This is a genomic window from Asticcacaulis biprosthecium C19 (assembly GCF_000204015.1).
Classification (GTDB): Bacteria; Pseudomonadota; Alphaproteobacteria; order Caulobacterales; family Caulobacteraceae; genus Asticcacaulis; species Asticcacaulis biprosthecius.
This window is the reverse complement of the sequence record NZ_GL883079.1, coordinates 509,984-526,049: the sequence shown is the minus strand read 5'-3', so window position 1 is coordinate 526,049 and position 16,066 is coordinate 509,984. Positions and strand designations below refer to the sequence as shown.

The following is a 16,066-nucleotide window of genomic DNA, read 5'->3' as shown; positions in this document are numbered from 1 at the left end:
GTTAAGGCAGATGCCCAAGGCTAAAGTCAACGGTGTGGAGGTCGAGTTCGATCCCGGCATGACCGTGCTTCAGGTGGCGGAACTGGCGGGCGAGGAGATTCCGCGCTTCTGTTACCATGAGCGTCTGTCGATCGCCGGCAACTGCCGCATGTGCCTGGTCGAGGTTAAGCCCGGACCGCCGAAGCCGCAGGCGTCGTGTGCGCTGCCGGCCGCCGATAATCAGGAAATCTTCACCAACACGCCGATGGTCAAGAAGGCCCGCGAAGGCGTAATGGAATTCCTTCTGATCAACCACCCGCTGGATTGCCCGATCTGCGACCAGGGCGGTGAATGTGACCTTCAGGACCAGTCGGTCGCCTACGGCAAGGGCGCTTCCCGCTACGGCGAGAACAAGCGCGCCGTCGAGGAAAAGTATCTCGGGCCGACGATCAAGACCTTCATGACCCGCTGCATCCAATGCACGCGCTGCGTCCGATTCACCACCGAAGTGGCCGGCGTCACCGAGATGGGCATGATTTCGCGCGGCGAGGGCGCTGAGATTACTTCTTATCTGGAACAGGCCGTGACGTCGGAACTTTCGGGTAATGTCAACGATCTGTGCCCGGTCGGAGCTTTGACGCACAAGCCGTGGTCGTTCAACTACCGGCCGTGGGAACTAACGAAGACCGAAACCATCGACGTCCACGACGCGCTGGGTGCTCATATCCGCATCGACAATCGCGGTCCGGCCGTCCTGCGCGCCTTGCCGCGGTTGAAAGAAGACGTCAACGAGGAATGGTTGACCGACAAGTCGCGCTATGCCGTTGACGGCCTGTCGCGTAAACGCCTGGACCGTCCCTATGTCCGCAAGGGCGGCAAGCTGGAACCGGTGTCCTGGGATGAAGCCCTGACGGCCGTGGCCGGCAAGCTCAACACCACGCCGAAGAACAAGATCGGCGTCATCGCCGGCGACCTGGTCGACGCAGAGACCATGAAGGCGGCCAAGGACCTTTTCTACGCCATGGGCGTGACCAATCTCGACTGCCGCCAGGATGGCGCCAAGGTCGGTCCTGTCACGCAATCGACGCCGCGGGAGTCCTGGCTGTTCAACTCCGGGATTGCTGGAATCGAGAACGCTGACGCCATTCTGATCGTCGGCAGCGACCTACGCTTTGAGGCCAGCCTGATCAATACTCGCATCCGCAAGACCTGGCTGCGCAACGCCGTCCAGGTCGGTGTGATCGGCCAGGCGGTCGATTTGACCTATGACTATACGCACGTAGGTGTTGGCCCTAAGGCGCTGAAAGATTTCAAGAAAAATGCTTTTCGCGATGTGATGAAAAATGCCCAGCGTCCGGCCATCCTGGTGGGTTCGGGTGCTGTGGCGGGTGACGATGGCGCGGCGGTTCTGCGCGAAGTCGCCGAGATCGCCGACGCCTGCGGCGTCGTCAAGGATGGTTGGAACGGCTTCAACATCGTTCACGCTGCTGCGTCGCGGGTCGCCGGCCTTGATCTCGGTTTCGTGCCGGTGGGCGAGGCGATTGACGCGACTGCCATGCTGAAGGGCGCGGTCGACACCTTGGTTCTGCTGGGTGCCGACGAGTTCGACGCATCCGGCCTCGACAAGACCTTCGTGGTCTATATCGGGTCGCACGGCGACAAGGGTGCGGCCACGGCCGACGTTATCCTGCCGGGTGCGGCCTATACCGAAAAGTCGGGTATCTATACCAACCTGGAAGGCCGGGTGCAGATCGCCGAGCGCTGCGTCTTCCCGAAGGGCGAGGCGAAAGAAGACTGGGCCATCCTGCGCGCCTTGTCGGACAAGGTTGGCCAAACCCTGCCGTACGACAGTCTGGCGCAACTGCGCGAGAAGCTGATTACCGATCATCCGGTGTTCGGCCGCATCGACGTCAAGCCGGCCACCAGAACCTTTGACCTCAAGGCCGTCGGCGCCAAGGGCGACATCAAGGACCGTGTGTTCATGTCGCCGATCGTCGATTTCTACATGACCAACCCCATCGCCCGGGCGTCCGTCGCCATGGCGGAGTGCTCGGCGGCACGCGGCGCTCACCTCAAGGCCGCGGCCGAGTAAGGAACCTGGACTATGGATGCTAATTTTTGGGCAGGACCGATCGGCTGGACGATCATTACAGTGCTTCAGGCGCTGGCTGTCATCATGGGCGTTATGGTGTCCCTGGCCTTTCTGCTGTGGGGGACCGCAAGGTGTGGGCCGGCGTGCAGATGCGAAAGGGGCCCAACGTCGTCGGTCCGTTCGGTCTGTTTCAGTCGTTTGCCGACTTCTTCAAGTTCGTCTTCAAGGAAGTGATCATTCCGGCGGGGGCCGACAAGACCGTCTTCCTTCTGGCGCCTCTGATTTCCTTTGTCCTGGCCTTCGCGGCGTGGGCCGTCATTCCCTTCGCCCCCGGTTGGGTGGTCTCGGACATCAATGTCGGCGTGCTGTACCTGCTGGGGATTTCGTCGCTGGGTGTCTACGGCATTATCATGGGGGGCTGGGCGTCGAACTCGAAATATCCCTTCCTGGGTGGCCTGCGTTCGGCGGCTCAGATGGTGTCCTACGAAGTGTCGATCGGGTTTATCCTGGTCACGGTGATCCTGCTGACGGGTTCGATGAACCTGAGCGACATCGTCAACCACCAGAAGGCCGGTATCTGGAACTGGAACTTCCTGGGCGGCAACCTGACCTCGATCAAGGGCTTGATCCCTCTGGCGGTCATGTTCCCGATCATGGTCATGTTCTTCATATCGGCACTGGCCGAAACCAACCGCCCGCCGTTCGACCTCCCGGAGGCGGAATCGGAACTGGTGGCCGGCTATCAGGTTGAATACTCCTCGACCCCCTACCTGCTGTTCATGATCGGTGAATACGCCAACATCGTGCTGATGTGCGCCATGATCACCATCCTGTTCTTCGGTGGCTGGTATCTGCCGTTCCCGATCGACGGACTGGGCATGCCGGCTTGGCTGGAGTCGGTCGTCTATCTGCTGACCTTTATCGGCAAGGTCGTGTTCTGGTTCATCATGTTCGCCCTGGTCAAGGCGATCGTGCCGCGCTACCGCTACGACCAGTTGATGCGTCTCGGCTGGAAGGTCTTCCTGCCGCTGTCGCTGGTCGCCGTGGTCATTATCGCTGCTTACCGCGTTTATGGAGGCGCCCTGTGATTTCCCGCATGCTCAATGGCATCAAGGCGGCGCTGCTGCTCGACTTTGTCGGCGCGACCTTCCTGGCTGTCAAATATATGTTCCGCCACAAGGCGACCATCAACTATCCCTTCGAGAAGGGGCCGATCTCGCCGCGTTTCCGCGGTGAGCACGCACTGCGCCGCTATGCCAATGGCGAAGAACGCTGCATTGCCTGCAAGCTGTGCGAAGCCATCTGCCCGGCCCAGGCCATCACTATCGAGGCAGAACCGCGCGATGACGGTTCACGTCGCACGACGCGCTACGACATCGACATGGTGAAGTGCATCTATTGCGGCCTGTGTCAGGAGGCCTGCCCGGTCGACGCTATTGTCGAAGGACCGAACTTCGAGTTCTCGACCGATACGCGCGAAGAGCTGCTGTACGACAAGGACCGTCTGCTGGCTAACGGTGACCGCTGGGAGCGCGAAATTGCCCGCGCCCTCGAACTTGACGCGCCCTACAGGTAAGGTGAGGATTTAGACACATGACCTTGATGGCAATCGCTTTTTACCTGATGGCGGCGGTAACGCTCGTAGCCGGCCTGCTGGTCGTCACGGCGCGCAACCCCGTGCACAGCGTCCTATACCTGATCCTGGCTTTCTTCTCGGCGGCCGGCCTGTTCGTTCTTCTCGGGGCAGAATTCCTGGCCATGCTGCTGATCGTCGTCTATGTCGGCGCCGTGGCGGTGTTGTTCCTGTTCGTGGTGATGATGCTCGACGTCGACTTCATCAAGCTGCGTCAGGGCTTTGCCAACTATCTGGCGCCGGGCGCCGTCGTTGCCGGTATCCTGGCCTTCGAGCTGATCTTTGTCGGCTGGGCCGTGGCCGGACGCGGCGCTGCCGCCGGCAACGCGCCTCAGGCGGCGCGGCCGGACGCGACCAACATCCAGACCATCGGCCTGGAGCTGTACACTACCTATGCCTACGTCTTCGAAGCGGCCGGCTTTGTTCTGCTGGTCGCTATGATCGGGGCCATCGTCCTGACCCTGCGCCACCGTACCTACGTCAAGCGCCAGGACATTTACAAGCAGGTTACGCGCCGCCGCAAGGATGCGGTTGCCGTCGTCCCGGCCAAGACCGGAGAAGGAATTCAGGAATGACCGCCGTCGAACCCATGACCATCGGCCTGGTCCACTATCTGACCGTCTCGGCCATCCTGTTCACCATCGGAGTGTTCGGTATCTTCGTGAACCGACGCAACATCATCATTATCCTGATGTCTGTGGAACTCATACTCTTGTCGGTGAACATCAATTTTGTCGCCTTTTCCAGCTACCTGCACAACGTGCAGGGCCAAGTGATGGCGATGTTCGTCCTCACCGTCGCCGCGGCCGAAGCCGCCGTCGGCCTGGCGATCCTTGTGACCTTCTTCCGTAATCGCGGCGATATCGCCGTCGATGACGCCAGCATGATGAAAGGATAGGTCGTCGTGCTTTTCGAGACCGCCGCTCACGCCGCACCCGCCGCGCACGGGGCCGGACATGCCGCCGAGGCAACCCATGCGGTTGCCGGCGCCATAGCCGCCGCGCCGCCCGAGGGCATGGCGACCATCGTGACCCTTTGTGTGATGGCGCCGATCGTCGGCGCCGCCATTGCCGGCTTCTTCGGCCGCCGCATCGGCAATATTCCTTCGCAGGCCGTCACAACGGGCCTGCTCTTCCTGTCCTGTGTCCTGGGCTGGTATACCTTTATCCAGCACACCTGGGGCGGTATGCCAGATTTTACGGTCAAGCTGCTCGACTTCATCAATATCGGTGATTTCAAGTCAGCCTGGTCCATCCGCATCGACGCTCTGTCGGCCACCATGCTCGTCGTTGTGACGTCCGTGTCCTCGCTGGTCCACCTCTATTCGTGGGGGTACATGTCCGAGGACGACTCGCGGCCGCGTTTCTTCAGCTACCTGTCGCTGTTCACCTTCGCCATGCTGATGCTGGTGACCGCCGCCGACTTCATGCAGCTATTCTTCGGCTGGGAAGGGGTTGGGCTGGCATCCTATCTGCTGATCGGCTTCTGGTTCCAGAAAGACAGCGCCAGCTCGGCCGCCATCAAGGCTTTTGTCGTCAACCGCGTTGGTGACTTCGGCTTCGCCCTGGGCATCATGACCATCTACTGGCAGTTTGGCACCATCAATTTTGGTGAGCTGTTCCCGTTGCTGGCCAACCAGAAGGGCCAAGCCTGGGAATTCGCAGGCATGTACTTCTCGGCCCTGGATCTGGCGGCCTTCCTGCTGTTCATCGGCGCCATGGGCAAGTCGGCGCAGTTCTTCCTGCACACCTGGCTGCCGGACGCCATGGAAGGCCCGACTCCCGTGTCGGCGCTGATCCATGCCGCCACCATGGTGACCGCCGGCGTCTATATGGTGTGCCTTCTGTCGCCGTTGTTCGAACAAGCGCCGCAAGCCAAGATGATCGTCGCCTATATCGGCGCCATCACCGCCATCTTCGCGGCGTCGATCGGTTTTACTCAGAACGACATCAAGCGCGTTATCGCCTATTCGACCTGTTCGCAACTGGGCTACATGTTCTTCGCGGCCGGGGTAGGGGCCTATCAGGCGGCCATGTTCCACCTGTTCACCCACGCCTTCTTCAAAGCGCTGCTGTTCCTGGGCGCCGGTTCGGTCATCCACGGCATGCACCACGAACAGGACATGCGAAAGATGGGCGGGCTGTACAAGTACCTGCCGGTCACCTACGCCGTCATGACCATCGGCACGATCGCCATTACCGGCCTGGGTATTCCCTATACCGAAATCGGCTTCGCCGGCTTCTTCTCCAAGGACGCCATTATCGAATCCGCCTGGGTCATGCATGGCACGGCGCAAGGCATGTTCGCCTTCTGGATGGGTATTCTCGCTGCGCTGCTGACGTCCTTCTACAGCTTCCGTCTGATCTTCATGACCTTCCATGGCAAGAAGACGTGGGACCATGGTCACGATGATCACGCGCACGGTCACGACTCTCATGGCCATGACGATCACGCCAAAGGCCACGACGACCATGACCACGGCCACGGCCATGCGCACACGCCGCATGAAAGCCCGTGGATCATGCTAGTACCGCTGATCCTGCTGGCTGTCGGCGCAGTGGCGGCCGGGTTCGTGTTCGCGCCTTACTTTATCGGCGAACACGCACACGCCTTCTGGGGCAATGCGATCCAGACGGCTTCCGACAACCACGTCATGCACGAGGCCCACAATATCAAAGAGGTATGGGTGAAGCTGGCTCCGCTGGTCGTGACCCTGCTGGGCCTGGCTCTGGCCTGGTACTATTACCTGCACCGTCCGTCGCTGCCCAAAAAGATGGCGGCGAACGAAGGGCCGATCTGGACCTTCCTGTACAACAAGTGGTTTTTCGACGAGATCTACCAGGCCACCTTTGTCAAGCTGACCAAATGGCTGGGCGATGTCTTCTGGAAGATTGGCGACGTCAAGATCATCGACGGCCTCGGCCCTAACGGCGTTGCCTGGACGGCATTGAAGTCGGCCAAGAATCTGGTCAAGACCCAGACCGGCTACGTCTATCACTATGCCTTCTTCATGTTCCTCGGCGTTGTCGGCCTGCTTACCTGGGCTGTCTTCGGGCTGGCGCATTAAGGGGAGACGGAACACACAATGCTACCTGCCATTCCCAACCTCCTCAGCATCGTCACCTTCGCGCCCCTGTTCGGCGCGGCGGTGATCATGATCCTGCGCGCCCTGTCGCGCCGGGACGACGAGGCCGTCATTGCCCGCAACGCCAAATGGATCAGCCTGTGGACCACTCTGGTCACCCTGGCCCTGTCGGTTGTCATGTTGCTGCAGTTCAACGGCGCCAGTCCCGCTTATCAGTTCGAAGAGCACTATACGTGGTTCGGGCCGGTTTCGTACCATATGGGCGTCGACGGCATTTCAATCCTGTTCGTCGCCCTGACGGCCTTCCTGATGCCGATCTGTATCGCTGCCTCGTGGACCTCGATCACCCAGCGCGTCACCGAATATATGGTCGCTTTCCTGCTGCTCGAGACGCTGGTCATCGGCGTCTTCACCTCGCTGGACATCTTCCTGTTCTACATCTTCTTCGAAGGTGGCCTGGTGCCGATGTTCCTGATCATCGGCATCTGGGGCGGCAAGGACCGGGTCTATGCGGCCTACAAGTTCTTCCTCTATACCCTGCTGGGATCCGTCCTGATGCTGGCGGCCATGCTCTACATGGTCAACAAGTTGGGCACTGCCAACATCCCGGAAATGACCCGCCTCCTGACCGAGACGCCTTTCCCGGTCGATGTTCAGGGCTTCCTGTGGTTCGCCTTCTTCGCGTCGTTCGCGGTCAAGATGCCGATGTGGCCCGTCCATACCTGGTTGCCCGATGCCCACGTCCAGGCGCCGACAGCCGGTTCGGTCATGCTGGCCGGCATCCTGCTGAAGCTCGGCGGCTACGGCTTTATCCGCTTCAACCTGCCGATGTTCCCGCAGGCTTCGGAGATGTTCGCGCCGCTGGTCATGATCCTGTCGGTCATCGCCGTGGTCTATACCTCGCTCGTCGCTTTCCGCCAGACCGACATCAAAAAACTGATCGCCTATTCCTCGGTCGCCCACATGGGCTTTGTGACCATGGGTATCTTTGCCGGCAACCAGTTAGGGGTCGAAGGCGCCATCTTCCAGATGATCAGCCACGGCCTGATCTCGGGCGCTCTCTTCCTATGCGTCGGGGTGGTCTATGATCGCTGGCATACGCGTGAGATCGCCTTCTACGGCGGCCTGACCAAGCTGATGCCGCACTTCGCCTTCATCTTCTTGCTGTTCACCATGGCCAATGTTGGCCTGCCGGGAACGTCGGGCTTCATCGGTGAAATCGCCACCATGACCGGCGCCTATGACTGGGGCACCTGGGTCGCGCTCGTGTCGGCTTCAGGCGTCATCTTCTCGGCGGTCTATGCCCTGAACCTCTATAAGCGCGTGATGTTCGGCGTCGTCACCAATGACGAACTGAAAAAATATCCCGATGTCGATGCACGTGAGATTGCGATCTTCACGCCGCTGATTATCGGCACACTGGTGCTGGGTATCTATCCAGCCTTCGTTTTTGACTTCACCACGGCCAGCGTCGATGGGCTTGTTAAAGCCTATCAGGCCGCTATCGGCGGATGAGGATGGATCTGGCTATGGACTTTCCGGCTTTCAATGAAGCACTACCCGAAACCATCCTCGGGCTCAGTGCGATCCTGATCCTCGTCTTCGGCGCCTTCCGGGGCGACAAGGGCATGACCTCGATCAGCGCCCTGTGCGGGGCAGCCCTGATCGGCGCGGCCTTCGCGGCGGCGTGGTCGCCGCTGGGCACGGCCTTTTCCGGCTCGTTCGTCTCGGACGGCGTCTCGGTCTTCGCCAAGGTGGCGATGTACATCGCCTCGGCCTTCATCATCGTCTTGGGGCAGGGCTATTTCGACCGGCTGAACAACCGACGCTTCGAATTCCCCATCCTGATCCTGCTGGCGACGCTCGGCATGAGCATCATGGTTTCCGCTGGTGACCTGATCGCGCTTTATGTCGGGCTGGAACTGCAATCCCTGGCCCTGTACGTCCTGGCGGCCTTTCGCCGCGACGACGCCAAGTCCTCGGAAGCCGGCCTGAAGTATTTCGTCCTTGGCGCGCTCGCGTCAGGCCTGCTGCTGTATGGCGCCTCGCTGGTCTATGGCTTTGCGGGCTCGATGTACTTCACCGACATCGCCGCCGCGGCCAATGACAATATGAATGTCGGCCTAATCTTCGGCTTGGTGTTCGTGATTTCGGGCCTGGCCTTTAAGGTATCGGCTGCGCCCTTCCACATGTGGACGCCGGATGTCTACGAAGGCGCACCGACTCCGGTCGTCGCCTTCTTTGCCGGCGCGCCCAAGTTCGCAGCCATGATCCTGTTGGCCCGCGTGCTGGAGACCGCCTTCCTGACCGAAATCGATCAGTGGCGTCAGGTACTGCTGGTCCTCGCGGTCCTCAGCTTTGCCGTCGGCGGCCTTGGCGGCCTGATGCAGAAGGACTTCAAGCGGCTGCTGGCCTATTCATCGATTGCCAATATGGGTTACGCCCTGCTGGCCATCGCCGCAGGTACGACCCAGGGCATCCAGGCACTGCTGATGTTCTTTGCTCTGTACATGGTCGACAGTCTTGGCCTGTTTGCCGCCCAGATGTCATTGCAACGAAAGGATGGCGAGCCTGTCACCCGCATCGATCAGTTCGCCGGCCTGGCCAAGGTCAATATGCCGATCGCCATCGCGATCACCATCCTGGCGCTGTCGGTTCTGGGCATGCCGCCCTTCGGAGGGTTCTGGAGCAAGTACTTTGTCTTCGGCGCTGCGCTGAGCAGTGATCTGATCTGGTTTGCCGTCGCCGGCCTGGTGGCATCCGTCATCGCTGCCTTCTATTATCTGCGTCTGATCAAACTCATGTGGTTTGATGCGCCGGTTGTGGAATTCGGTAAGGCGCCGCTGGAAACGCGGTGGATTGCCCTGGCTTCGGCGGCCTTCTCCTTCCCGGGCGCGATCGTTTTCCTCATCTTCGGCTCCGTGCTGGCAGCCGCGGCGGTTGTCGGCTTCGGCGCGCATTAGGTCAGCGTTCGGTGGCCGATTTCGAGATCTTCGATACCCTGCCATCGACCCAGGACCTGGCCTTGTCCCGACTGCGTGCCGGTCGCAAAGGTCCAGGCTGGATCCTGGCCCGGGAGCAGACCAAGGGCATAGGCCGCCACGGCCGCGGCTGGATTGGCCAGAAGGGTAACTTCATGGCATCACGCTGGGACGCCATGCCTCTGGATGTCCGCCGCGCTCCGCAACTCAGTTTCGTCACAGCCCTGGCGGTCTATGAGATGCTGCGGCCGCTGATCCACGATACCGACGCTTCGATGCGCATAAAATGGCCCAACGATATACTACACCGCGGGCGTAAACTGTGCGGCATCCTGGTCCAGACGGAGGCGTCGCAAGAACCTGACTCCCTGGGCATCGTCATTGGTATCGGCATGAACCTGCGGGTCGCCCCGATCCTCGAGGGCTATCTGACGGTGGCCTTGAAGGAGATCAACCCGGATGCCGTGCGCACCCTGGATGCCGTCGGCATGCTGCATAAGTTGAACGGCCATCTCGACGGCGTTCTCGATCTGTGGCGCAACAAGGCCTTCAGTGACATTGCCAAGGCGTGGCTTAAGCGCGCCTATGGCCGCGATCGCGTCGTCAGCGTCACCGTCGATGGCGTCAAGGTCAGCGGTGATATAGTCGGACTCGACGAATTCGGCGGACTGCAGGTGCGGGCAGGTGACGGCCAGATCTATACCGTCACCGGTGGCGACGTCGAATACGGCGCGCTTAAACAATAAATATTTATGGAGAGGCCGCATGCTGCTGGCCATTGAACAGGGCAACACCAATACGCTGTTTGCCATCCATGACGGCACCGACTGGGTGGCGCAATGGCGGGTGGCGACGGAGACCCGGCGCACGGCCGATGAGTATGCCGCCTGGCTATATCAGCTAATGCAGATGCATGGTCTCGACCTCAAGCAGATCGACGACTGCATCATCTCCTCCGTCGTTCCGCAGTCCCTGTTTAACCTGCGCAAACTCGCGCAGCGATACTTTAACAAAACACCGTATGTGGTTGGCGAAAATACGATTTTGAACCTCGACATCCGCATCGACAAACCGCGCGAAGCCGGCGCCGATCGCCTGGTCAATGCCATTGGCGGCTACATTACCTACGGCGGACCGTTGCTGATCATCGACTCTGGCACAGCCACCACCTTCGATGTCGTGGCGGCCGATGGCGGCTATGAAGGCGGAGCGATCGCGCCAGGAATCAACCTGTCGCTCCAGGCCTTGCACGCGGCGGCAGCGAAGCTTCCACGGGTTGCCATCGAGCGTCCGGCGCGCAAAATCGGCAAGGATACGGTCAGCGCCATGCAGTCCGGCATCTTTTGGGGATATGTCGGCTTGATTGAATACCTCATCATCGCTATTGAGGCCGAATACGGCCAGAAGATGAGCGTCATTGCCACCGGTGGGGTAGCGTCCTTGTTTGAAGGTGCAACGGAGAAGATTGATCATTTCGATCATGACCTTACTCTGCGCGGCCTCCTCGAAATCTATAAGCGTACCTTGTCACATAGCTGATTATGCAAAAAAAAACAAAACGAACTGGTGTTCCTGCCGCTGGGCGGCTCGAACGAAATCGGCATGAACCTGAACCTGTACGGGTTCGGACCGGCGGATGACCGCCAATGGATTATCGTCGATGTCGGCGTGACGTTCGGCGATCTGACCACACCGGGCATCGAGGTAATTGCTCCAGACCCGGAATTTCTGGTGGGTGAAAACCTCCTGGGCATCGTTCTGACCCATGCCCACGAGGACCATATCGGCGCCCTGGGCTGGCTTTGGGACAAGATCAAGGCGCCGGTGTTTGCCACGCCTTTCACGGCCTTCCTGATCCGCGAGAAGCTGCGTGAGGCCGGCGTCGACGACGCCGACATCACCGAAGTTCCGTTGAACGGTAACGTGAAGTTGGGACCATTCGATATTGATTATATTACGATAACCCACTCCATCCCTGAGCCCAATGGCCTGGCGATCAAGACGCCGCTGGGTACGATCCTGCATACCGGCGACTGGAAGATCGACGAAGAGCCGATCACCGGCCAGCCAACGGACATTGCCGAACTGAAACGCCTGGGCGACCAGGGCGTGCTGGCCATGGTGTGCGATTCGACCAATGTCTTTGTCGAAGGCCGGGCCGGTTCGGAAGCCGGGGTGCGCGAAGAGCTGGAAAAGCTGATCCGTACCTTCAAGAAGCGCGTCGCCGTGGCCTGTTTCGCATCGAATGTGGCACGGATGGATTCGGTGATGCGCGCCGCCATGGCCTGCAAGCGCCAGGTGTGTCTGGTCGGCCGGTCGATGCATCGCATGCTGGCGGCGTCGCGGCATGTTGGTTTGTTGCAGGGGATTCCCGATCCGATTTCGGAAGGTGAGGCCGCCAATTTCAAGCCGCACCAGGTCTTGTACCTGTGCACGGGTTCGCAGGGGGAGCCGCGCGCTGCCCTATCGCGGATCGCCGACGGCAACCACCCGCAGGTGAAGCTGAAAGAAGGCGATGTTTGCGTCTTCTCGTCGCGCGTCATTCCCGGCAATGAAATTGCCATTCGCTCGCTGCAGAACCGTCTGTCGGATCTGGGTGTCGAGATTCACACCGAACGTGATCACCCCGGCATCCACGTGTCCGGTCACCCGTGCCGTGAAGAACTGAAGGACATGTACCAATGGGTGCGGCCCGCTATCTCGGTGCCGACCCATGGTGAACGCCGCCATCTTCTGAAGCATGCCGCTCTTGCCGCCGAACTGGGCGTCCCGCGCCAGGTAACTCCGCGCAATGGCGACATGGTTCGTCTCGCGCCCGGCTTGCCGGAGATTATCGATGAGGTTCCGTCGGGCCGACTCTTTGTCGACGGTGGCATGTTGGTGCCGGAAGCGTCGGAGGCTCTGCGCGAACGCCGCCATGCCGCCCATAACGGCATGATCTTCGTGGCCTTCGCCTTGAACAGCAAGAATCAACTGGCATCGATCGTCGATGTCCGCGGTCTGGGGCTGGCGTTCGAAAACGAAGACACCATCTCGGACCAACTGGAGTCGCTGTGTGCCACTGTCGAGAAGGCGCTAAAGGCCATGCCGAACGAAGCGCGCGACGACGATGAAACGGTCGAAACCGTGGTGGCGCGGGTTGTCAAAAAAGCTGCCCAGGCGATCTGGGACCGCCGCCCGATCGTCGAGACCATCATTCTGCGCACCTGAAGCGTTTCGCGCCTGGCGTGAAATCCCCGGCGAGGGGAACGACCGGAAATTGCGGGCGCCAGAGGGGAATTTGGGCCAGGCCATCAATGTTGATTACTGAAGACTGGCGGGGTTGGGTTAAGCTCATTCGTTAATGCATATTAACCATATATCTTATTGATTATGTGGAGCTTTTCGAATGATATCCACCATATTTCAACGTTGATTAAATTGCCGAAAGTGTCGGTTGAAATGGAACCAAAACCGTCGGAGTTCCATTTCAACCAATTGGATTCATTAACTTCTTCCCGCCAGCGAGTTTTTCGCCTCTCGATCAGGATTTAACCAAGACGTAGGTGCCTGGCGCATCGCCGAGGACTTTGAAATGTCCCTTGGCCGGGTCACGGGGCGCAATCTTTTCGCCCGACAGTTTGCCGAGCCAACCAGCCCAGTGCGGCCACCACGAACCGGGATGTTCGGTGGCGCCAGCCAACCAAGCTTCCAGGGTGTCCGGGTGCGCGTCATTCAGCCAGTGCATATATTTCTGCGCCGCCGGCGGATTGACGACGCCGGCAATGTGACCCGAACCCGCCATCATATAGGTCACCGGACCGCCGAACAGCTTGGAGCCCTTGTAGACGGATCCCGGCGGGGCGATGTGGTCCTCGCGGCCGGCCTGTTCGTAGATCGGCACCTTGACCTTTTTCAGGTCAAGTTTAACCCCGCCCAGGGTCAACTCACCCTTGGACAGAGCATTGTGGCCGTAAAAGGTACGCAGGTAGAAGATGTGCAGCGCCTTGGGCATGCGCGTCTGGTCGCCGTTCCAGCACAAAAGGTCGAAGGGCGTAAGATCCTTGCCCAGCAGATAGTTGCTGACGAAGAAAGACCATACCAGGTCATTGGCGCGCAGGGAATTGAAGGTGTCGGCCATGGCCGAACCCGGCAGCACACCGCCGGCGGCGTCCATCTGGCGTTCCAACTCTTTCAGCCAGGGCTCCGATGTGAACAGCAACAAATCCCCGGCCTCGGTAAAGTCATGCTGGGCGGTAAAGAAGGTCGCCGAATTGATGGAGCTATCGCCTTTATCGGCCATGTGGGCGAGGGCGCAGCCCAGAAGCGTGCCCCCGATGCAATAGCCGACCGTGTTGACGGTTTTGGCGCCGGTCTGCGCCTTGACCTTTTGCGTGGCCTCGTAGATGCCGCCAAACATATAGTCTTCGAAGGTGACGTCCTTCATTGAGATATCGGGATTGACCCACGAGACTACGAAGACGCTGAAACCCTGGTCCACCAGCCACTTGATCATAGAGTTCTTGGCCTGAAGGTCCAGGATATAGAACTTGTTGATCCACGGCGGGAAGATCAGTAGCGGGATTTCATAAACCTGCTCGGTCGTCGGGGTATATTGCAAAAGCTCGAAAAAGTCCCCGCGGTAGACGACCTTGCCCGGTGTTGTGGCGACGTTTTCGCCCACCTTGAAGCGGCTGTAGTCGGCCTGGCTAATCTTGAGCTTTCCGTCGCCGCGCGCCAGGTCGTCAGCGAACATCTGCATCCCCTTGACCAGGGTTTCGCCCTTGGAACTAACGAGGGTGTCGATCGCTACCGGATTGGTCAGCAGGAAGTTGGCTGGCGACATGGCGTCGGTGAGCAGTTTGGTAAAGAACTCAGCGCGGCGTTTGACCAGAGGATCGATGTCGTCGACGCTGCCGATCAACTTGTTCAACCAATTGGACGACAGCAGGTAGGACTGGCGCATCATGTCGAAGACCAGGTTCTGCTCCCACCGTGGATCGGAGAAGCGCTTGTCTTTGACGGCGGCCTTCTCATCTGTAACGCCCAGGGAGCGGCGCGCCATTTGGCCCCAGAGTTCGAGATAACCGTTGAGCAAGTCGCTCTGGGCTTCGACCACCTTTTCGGGGCGGGTTGCCAGGGACTTCATCACCTCGGTCATGGCCGGGCCGACCTGGAACGGATCGGTAGGTGCGCCGACGGCTTCCATATCAGGCTGTTTCATGACGGTCCGGGCCAGGACGGTCTGGGCGGTCATGGTCGCCCGTGCGATATTGACCGAAAGTTCTTCGAGACGACGGACGTTTTCCGCGTCGAACATTGGTGTTTCAGCCCGCGATTCGGGTTTGGCGCGCGGTTGGGATTGTGGCTTGGGAGCCTCTGGCTGGGGGGCTACCTTTATGGATTCGGGTTTCGGCGCCGGCTTCTGCTTGACAGTCTCGGGTTTCACCTTCTCAGAAGGCGTCTTTGCGGTAGGCGCCTTTGCGGCTGCCTTCTTGACTGGAGTTTTCGCCGAAGTCTTGGTTGATGCTGGGGTTTTTGGGGTCTTGCTCATGCGCATCCTCGCCTTTATTGAGGCCGTCCGGAGCGCTTGCAGTGCGGTAAATCGCGCTGCAAATCCACTCAAATATTATTTTTGTTGTCGTAAGTCTGTTCACGGGCGTAGAATTTTGCTCATGATGCGCCGCACGGGTGGCCAATGCGCCCTGTCGTCAATACGGAGACATTTGTCATGATCCTGCCGGTTTGGATGCGGTGCTTAGGCCTGGCGGCGGGCGTCTTGACTGTTGCTGGGGTCTCACAGGCACAAGAATCGGCCGAGTCAGCAGCGCAGCGTCCGCTGGCGCCCCTGCCGAATGTCACGCCGTCGCACAGTGCGGTCGCAGCCGGCATTCCCAAATGGTCGCAATTCCCGACCCCGCCCGCAGATATTCCGACGGTTGCGCAATTCGGCCAGCGCGTTAAAACCCAGACTGCGGCGTCAGACAAGCTGGCGACCGAGGTGAGGGCCCTTGTCTGGGATAAGGAGCAACCCGAACCTTACGCTGCCGCCGCCATTGCCCGGATCAACCCTGTCTATCTCAAGCCCGTCGACGCCGTCATGTCGGTCGAAGATATCGAGCGTCTCGCTGAGGGTTTGCGCCGCCGCGCCGTCCCGCCGCCCGTGGCCGATTGACCTTACGGCAAGGCTGTTCAAGGCGGAGCCAGTCTGATACACGGCTTGCGCCGTGACGTTTTTAGTTCCCGCGCCGGACGCGATGCAAAACAATCAAATTGTCGTGCCGTAAAACTTCAAGCCAGAAGATAGCCAAATGCCA

The 16,066-nt window shown here is 59.9% G+C and carries 13 protein-coding genes and 1 pseudogene; 12 read left to right on the top strand and 2 right to left on the bottom strand.

The window, feature by feature from the left end; genetic code table 11:
* The first annotated feature begins 10 nt into the window (after nt 1-10).
* From nuoG to ABI_RS17615, 11 genes and pseudogenes are all read left to right on the top strand, one after another.
* The gene (gene nuoG, locus ABI_RS17665) at nt 11-2,071 is read left to right on the top strand and encodes an NADH-quinone oxidoreductase subunit NuoG (RefSeq protein ID WP_006274416.1); all 2,061 of its coding nucleotides are present in this window, start codon (nt 11-13) and stop codon (nt 2,069-2,071) included.
* Between the two features lie 12 nt (nt 2,072-2,083).
* A pseudogene (gene nuoH / locus ABI_RS17660) lies at nt 2,084-3,159 on the top strand (NADH-quinone oxidoreductase subunit NuoH).
* Between the two features lie 8 nt (nt 3,160-3,167).
* Nucleotides 3,168-3,647, top strand: a complete 480-nt coding sequence (gene nuoI, locus ABI_RS17655) for an NADH-quinone oxidoreductase subunit NuoI (protein ID WP_006274414.1) — start codon at nt 3,168-3,170, stop codon at nt 3,645-3,647.
* A 17-nt stretch (nt 3,648-3,664) separates the two neighbouring features.
* A complete protein-coding gene (locus ABI_RS17650) occupies nt 3,665-4,279 on the top strand; it encodes an NADH-quinone oxidoreductase subunit J (protein ID WP_006274413.1) in 615 nt (204 codons plus the stop codon).
* Between the two features lie 14 nt (nt 4,280-4,293).
* Nucleotides 4,294-4,602 (top strand): NADH-quinone oxidoreductase subunit NuoK, encoded by a 309-nt coding sequence (gene nuoK / locus ABI_RS17645; RefSeq protein ID WP_006274412.1) that lies wholly within the window; start codon nt 4,294-4,296, stop codon nt 4,600-4,602.
* A gap of 117 nt (nt 4,603-4,719) precedes the next feature.
* Nucleotides 4,720-6,771, top strand: a complete 2,052-nt coding sequence (gene nuoL, locus ABI_RS17640; protein WP_006274411.1) for an NADH-quinone oxidoreductase subunit L — start codon at nt 4,720-4,722, stop codon at nt 6,769-6,771.
* Nucleotides 6,772-6,789: 18 nt separating this feature from the next.
* Nucleotides 6,790-8,304 (top strand): NADH-quinone oxidoreductase subunit M, encoded by a 1,515-nt coding sequence (locus ABI_RS17635; protein WP_006274410.1) that lies wholly within the window; start codon nt 6,790-6,792, stop codon nt 8,302-8,304.
* 14 nt (nt 8,305-8,318) lie between these two features.
* On the top strand, nt 8,319-9,752 hold the full coding sequence (nuoN, locus tag ABI_RS17630) for an NADH-quinone oxidoreductase subunit NuoN (protein ID WP_040309698.1): 1,434 nt from the start codon (nt 8,319-8,321) through the stop codon (nt 9,750-9,752).
* Nucleotides 9,753-9,763: 11 nt separating this feature from the next.
* On the top strand, nt 9,764-10,516 hold the full coding sequence (locus tag ABI_RS17625) for a biotin--[acetyl-CoA-carboxylase] ligase (RefSeq protein WP_006274408.1): 753 nt from the start codon (nt 9,764-9,766) through the stop codon (nt 10,514-10,516).
* Between the two features lie 19 nt (nt 10,517-10,535).
* The gene (locus tag ABI_RS17620) at nt 10,536-11,309 is read left to right on the top strand and encodes a type III pantothenate kinase (RefSeq protein ID WP_006274407.1); all 774 of its coding nucleotides are present in this window, start codon (nt 10,536-10,538) and stop codon (nt 11,307-11,309) included.
* Between the two features lie 63 nt (nt 11,310-11,372).
* Complete coding sequence (locus tag ABI_RS17615) at nt 11,373-12,980, top strand: ribonuclease J (RefSeq protein ID WP_083811565.1); 1,608 nt, start codon at nt 11,373-11,375, stop codon at nt 12,978-12,980.
* A gap of 313 nt (nt 12,981-13,293) precedes the next feature.
* On the opposite strand, the gene phaC is transcribed toward ABI_RS17615, so the two are convergent.
* On the bottom strand, nt 13,294-15,069 hold the full coding sequence (gene phaC / locus ABI_RS17610) for a class I poly(R)-hydroxyalkanoic acid synthase (RefSeq protein WP_006274405.1): 1,776 nt from the start codon (nt 15,067-15,069) through the stop codon (nt 13,294-13,296).
* 133 nt (nt 15,070-15,202) lie between these two features.
* Nucleotides 15,203-15,448 carry a hypothetical protein gene (locus tag ABI_RS25765; RefSeq protein ID WP_040309571.1) on the bottom strand — a complete coding sequence of 82 codons (246 nt, stop codon included), beginning with the start codon at nt 15,446-15,448 and terminating at the stop codon, nt 15,203-15,205.
* Nucleotides 15,449-15,480: 32 nt separating this feature from the next.
* On the opposite strand from ABI_RS25765, the gene ABI_RS17600 reads away from it, so the two are divergent.
* The gene (locus ABI_RS17600) at nt 15,481-15,924 is read left to right on the top strand and encodes a hypothetical protein (RefSeq protein WP_006274403.1); all 444 of its coding nucleotides are present in this window, start codon (nt 15,481-15,483) and stop codon (nt 15,922-15,924) included.
* Nucleotides 15,925-16,066 lie beyond the last annotated feature (142 nt).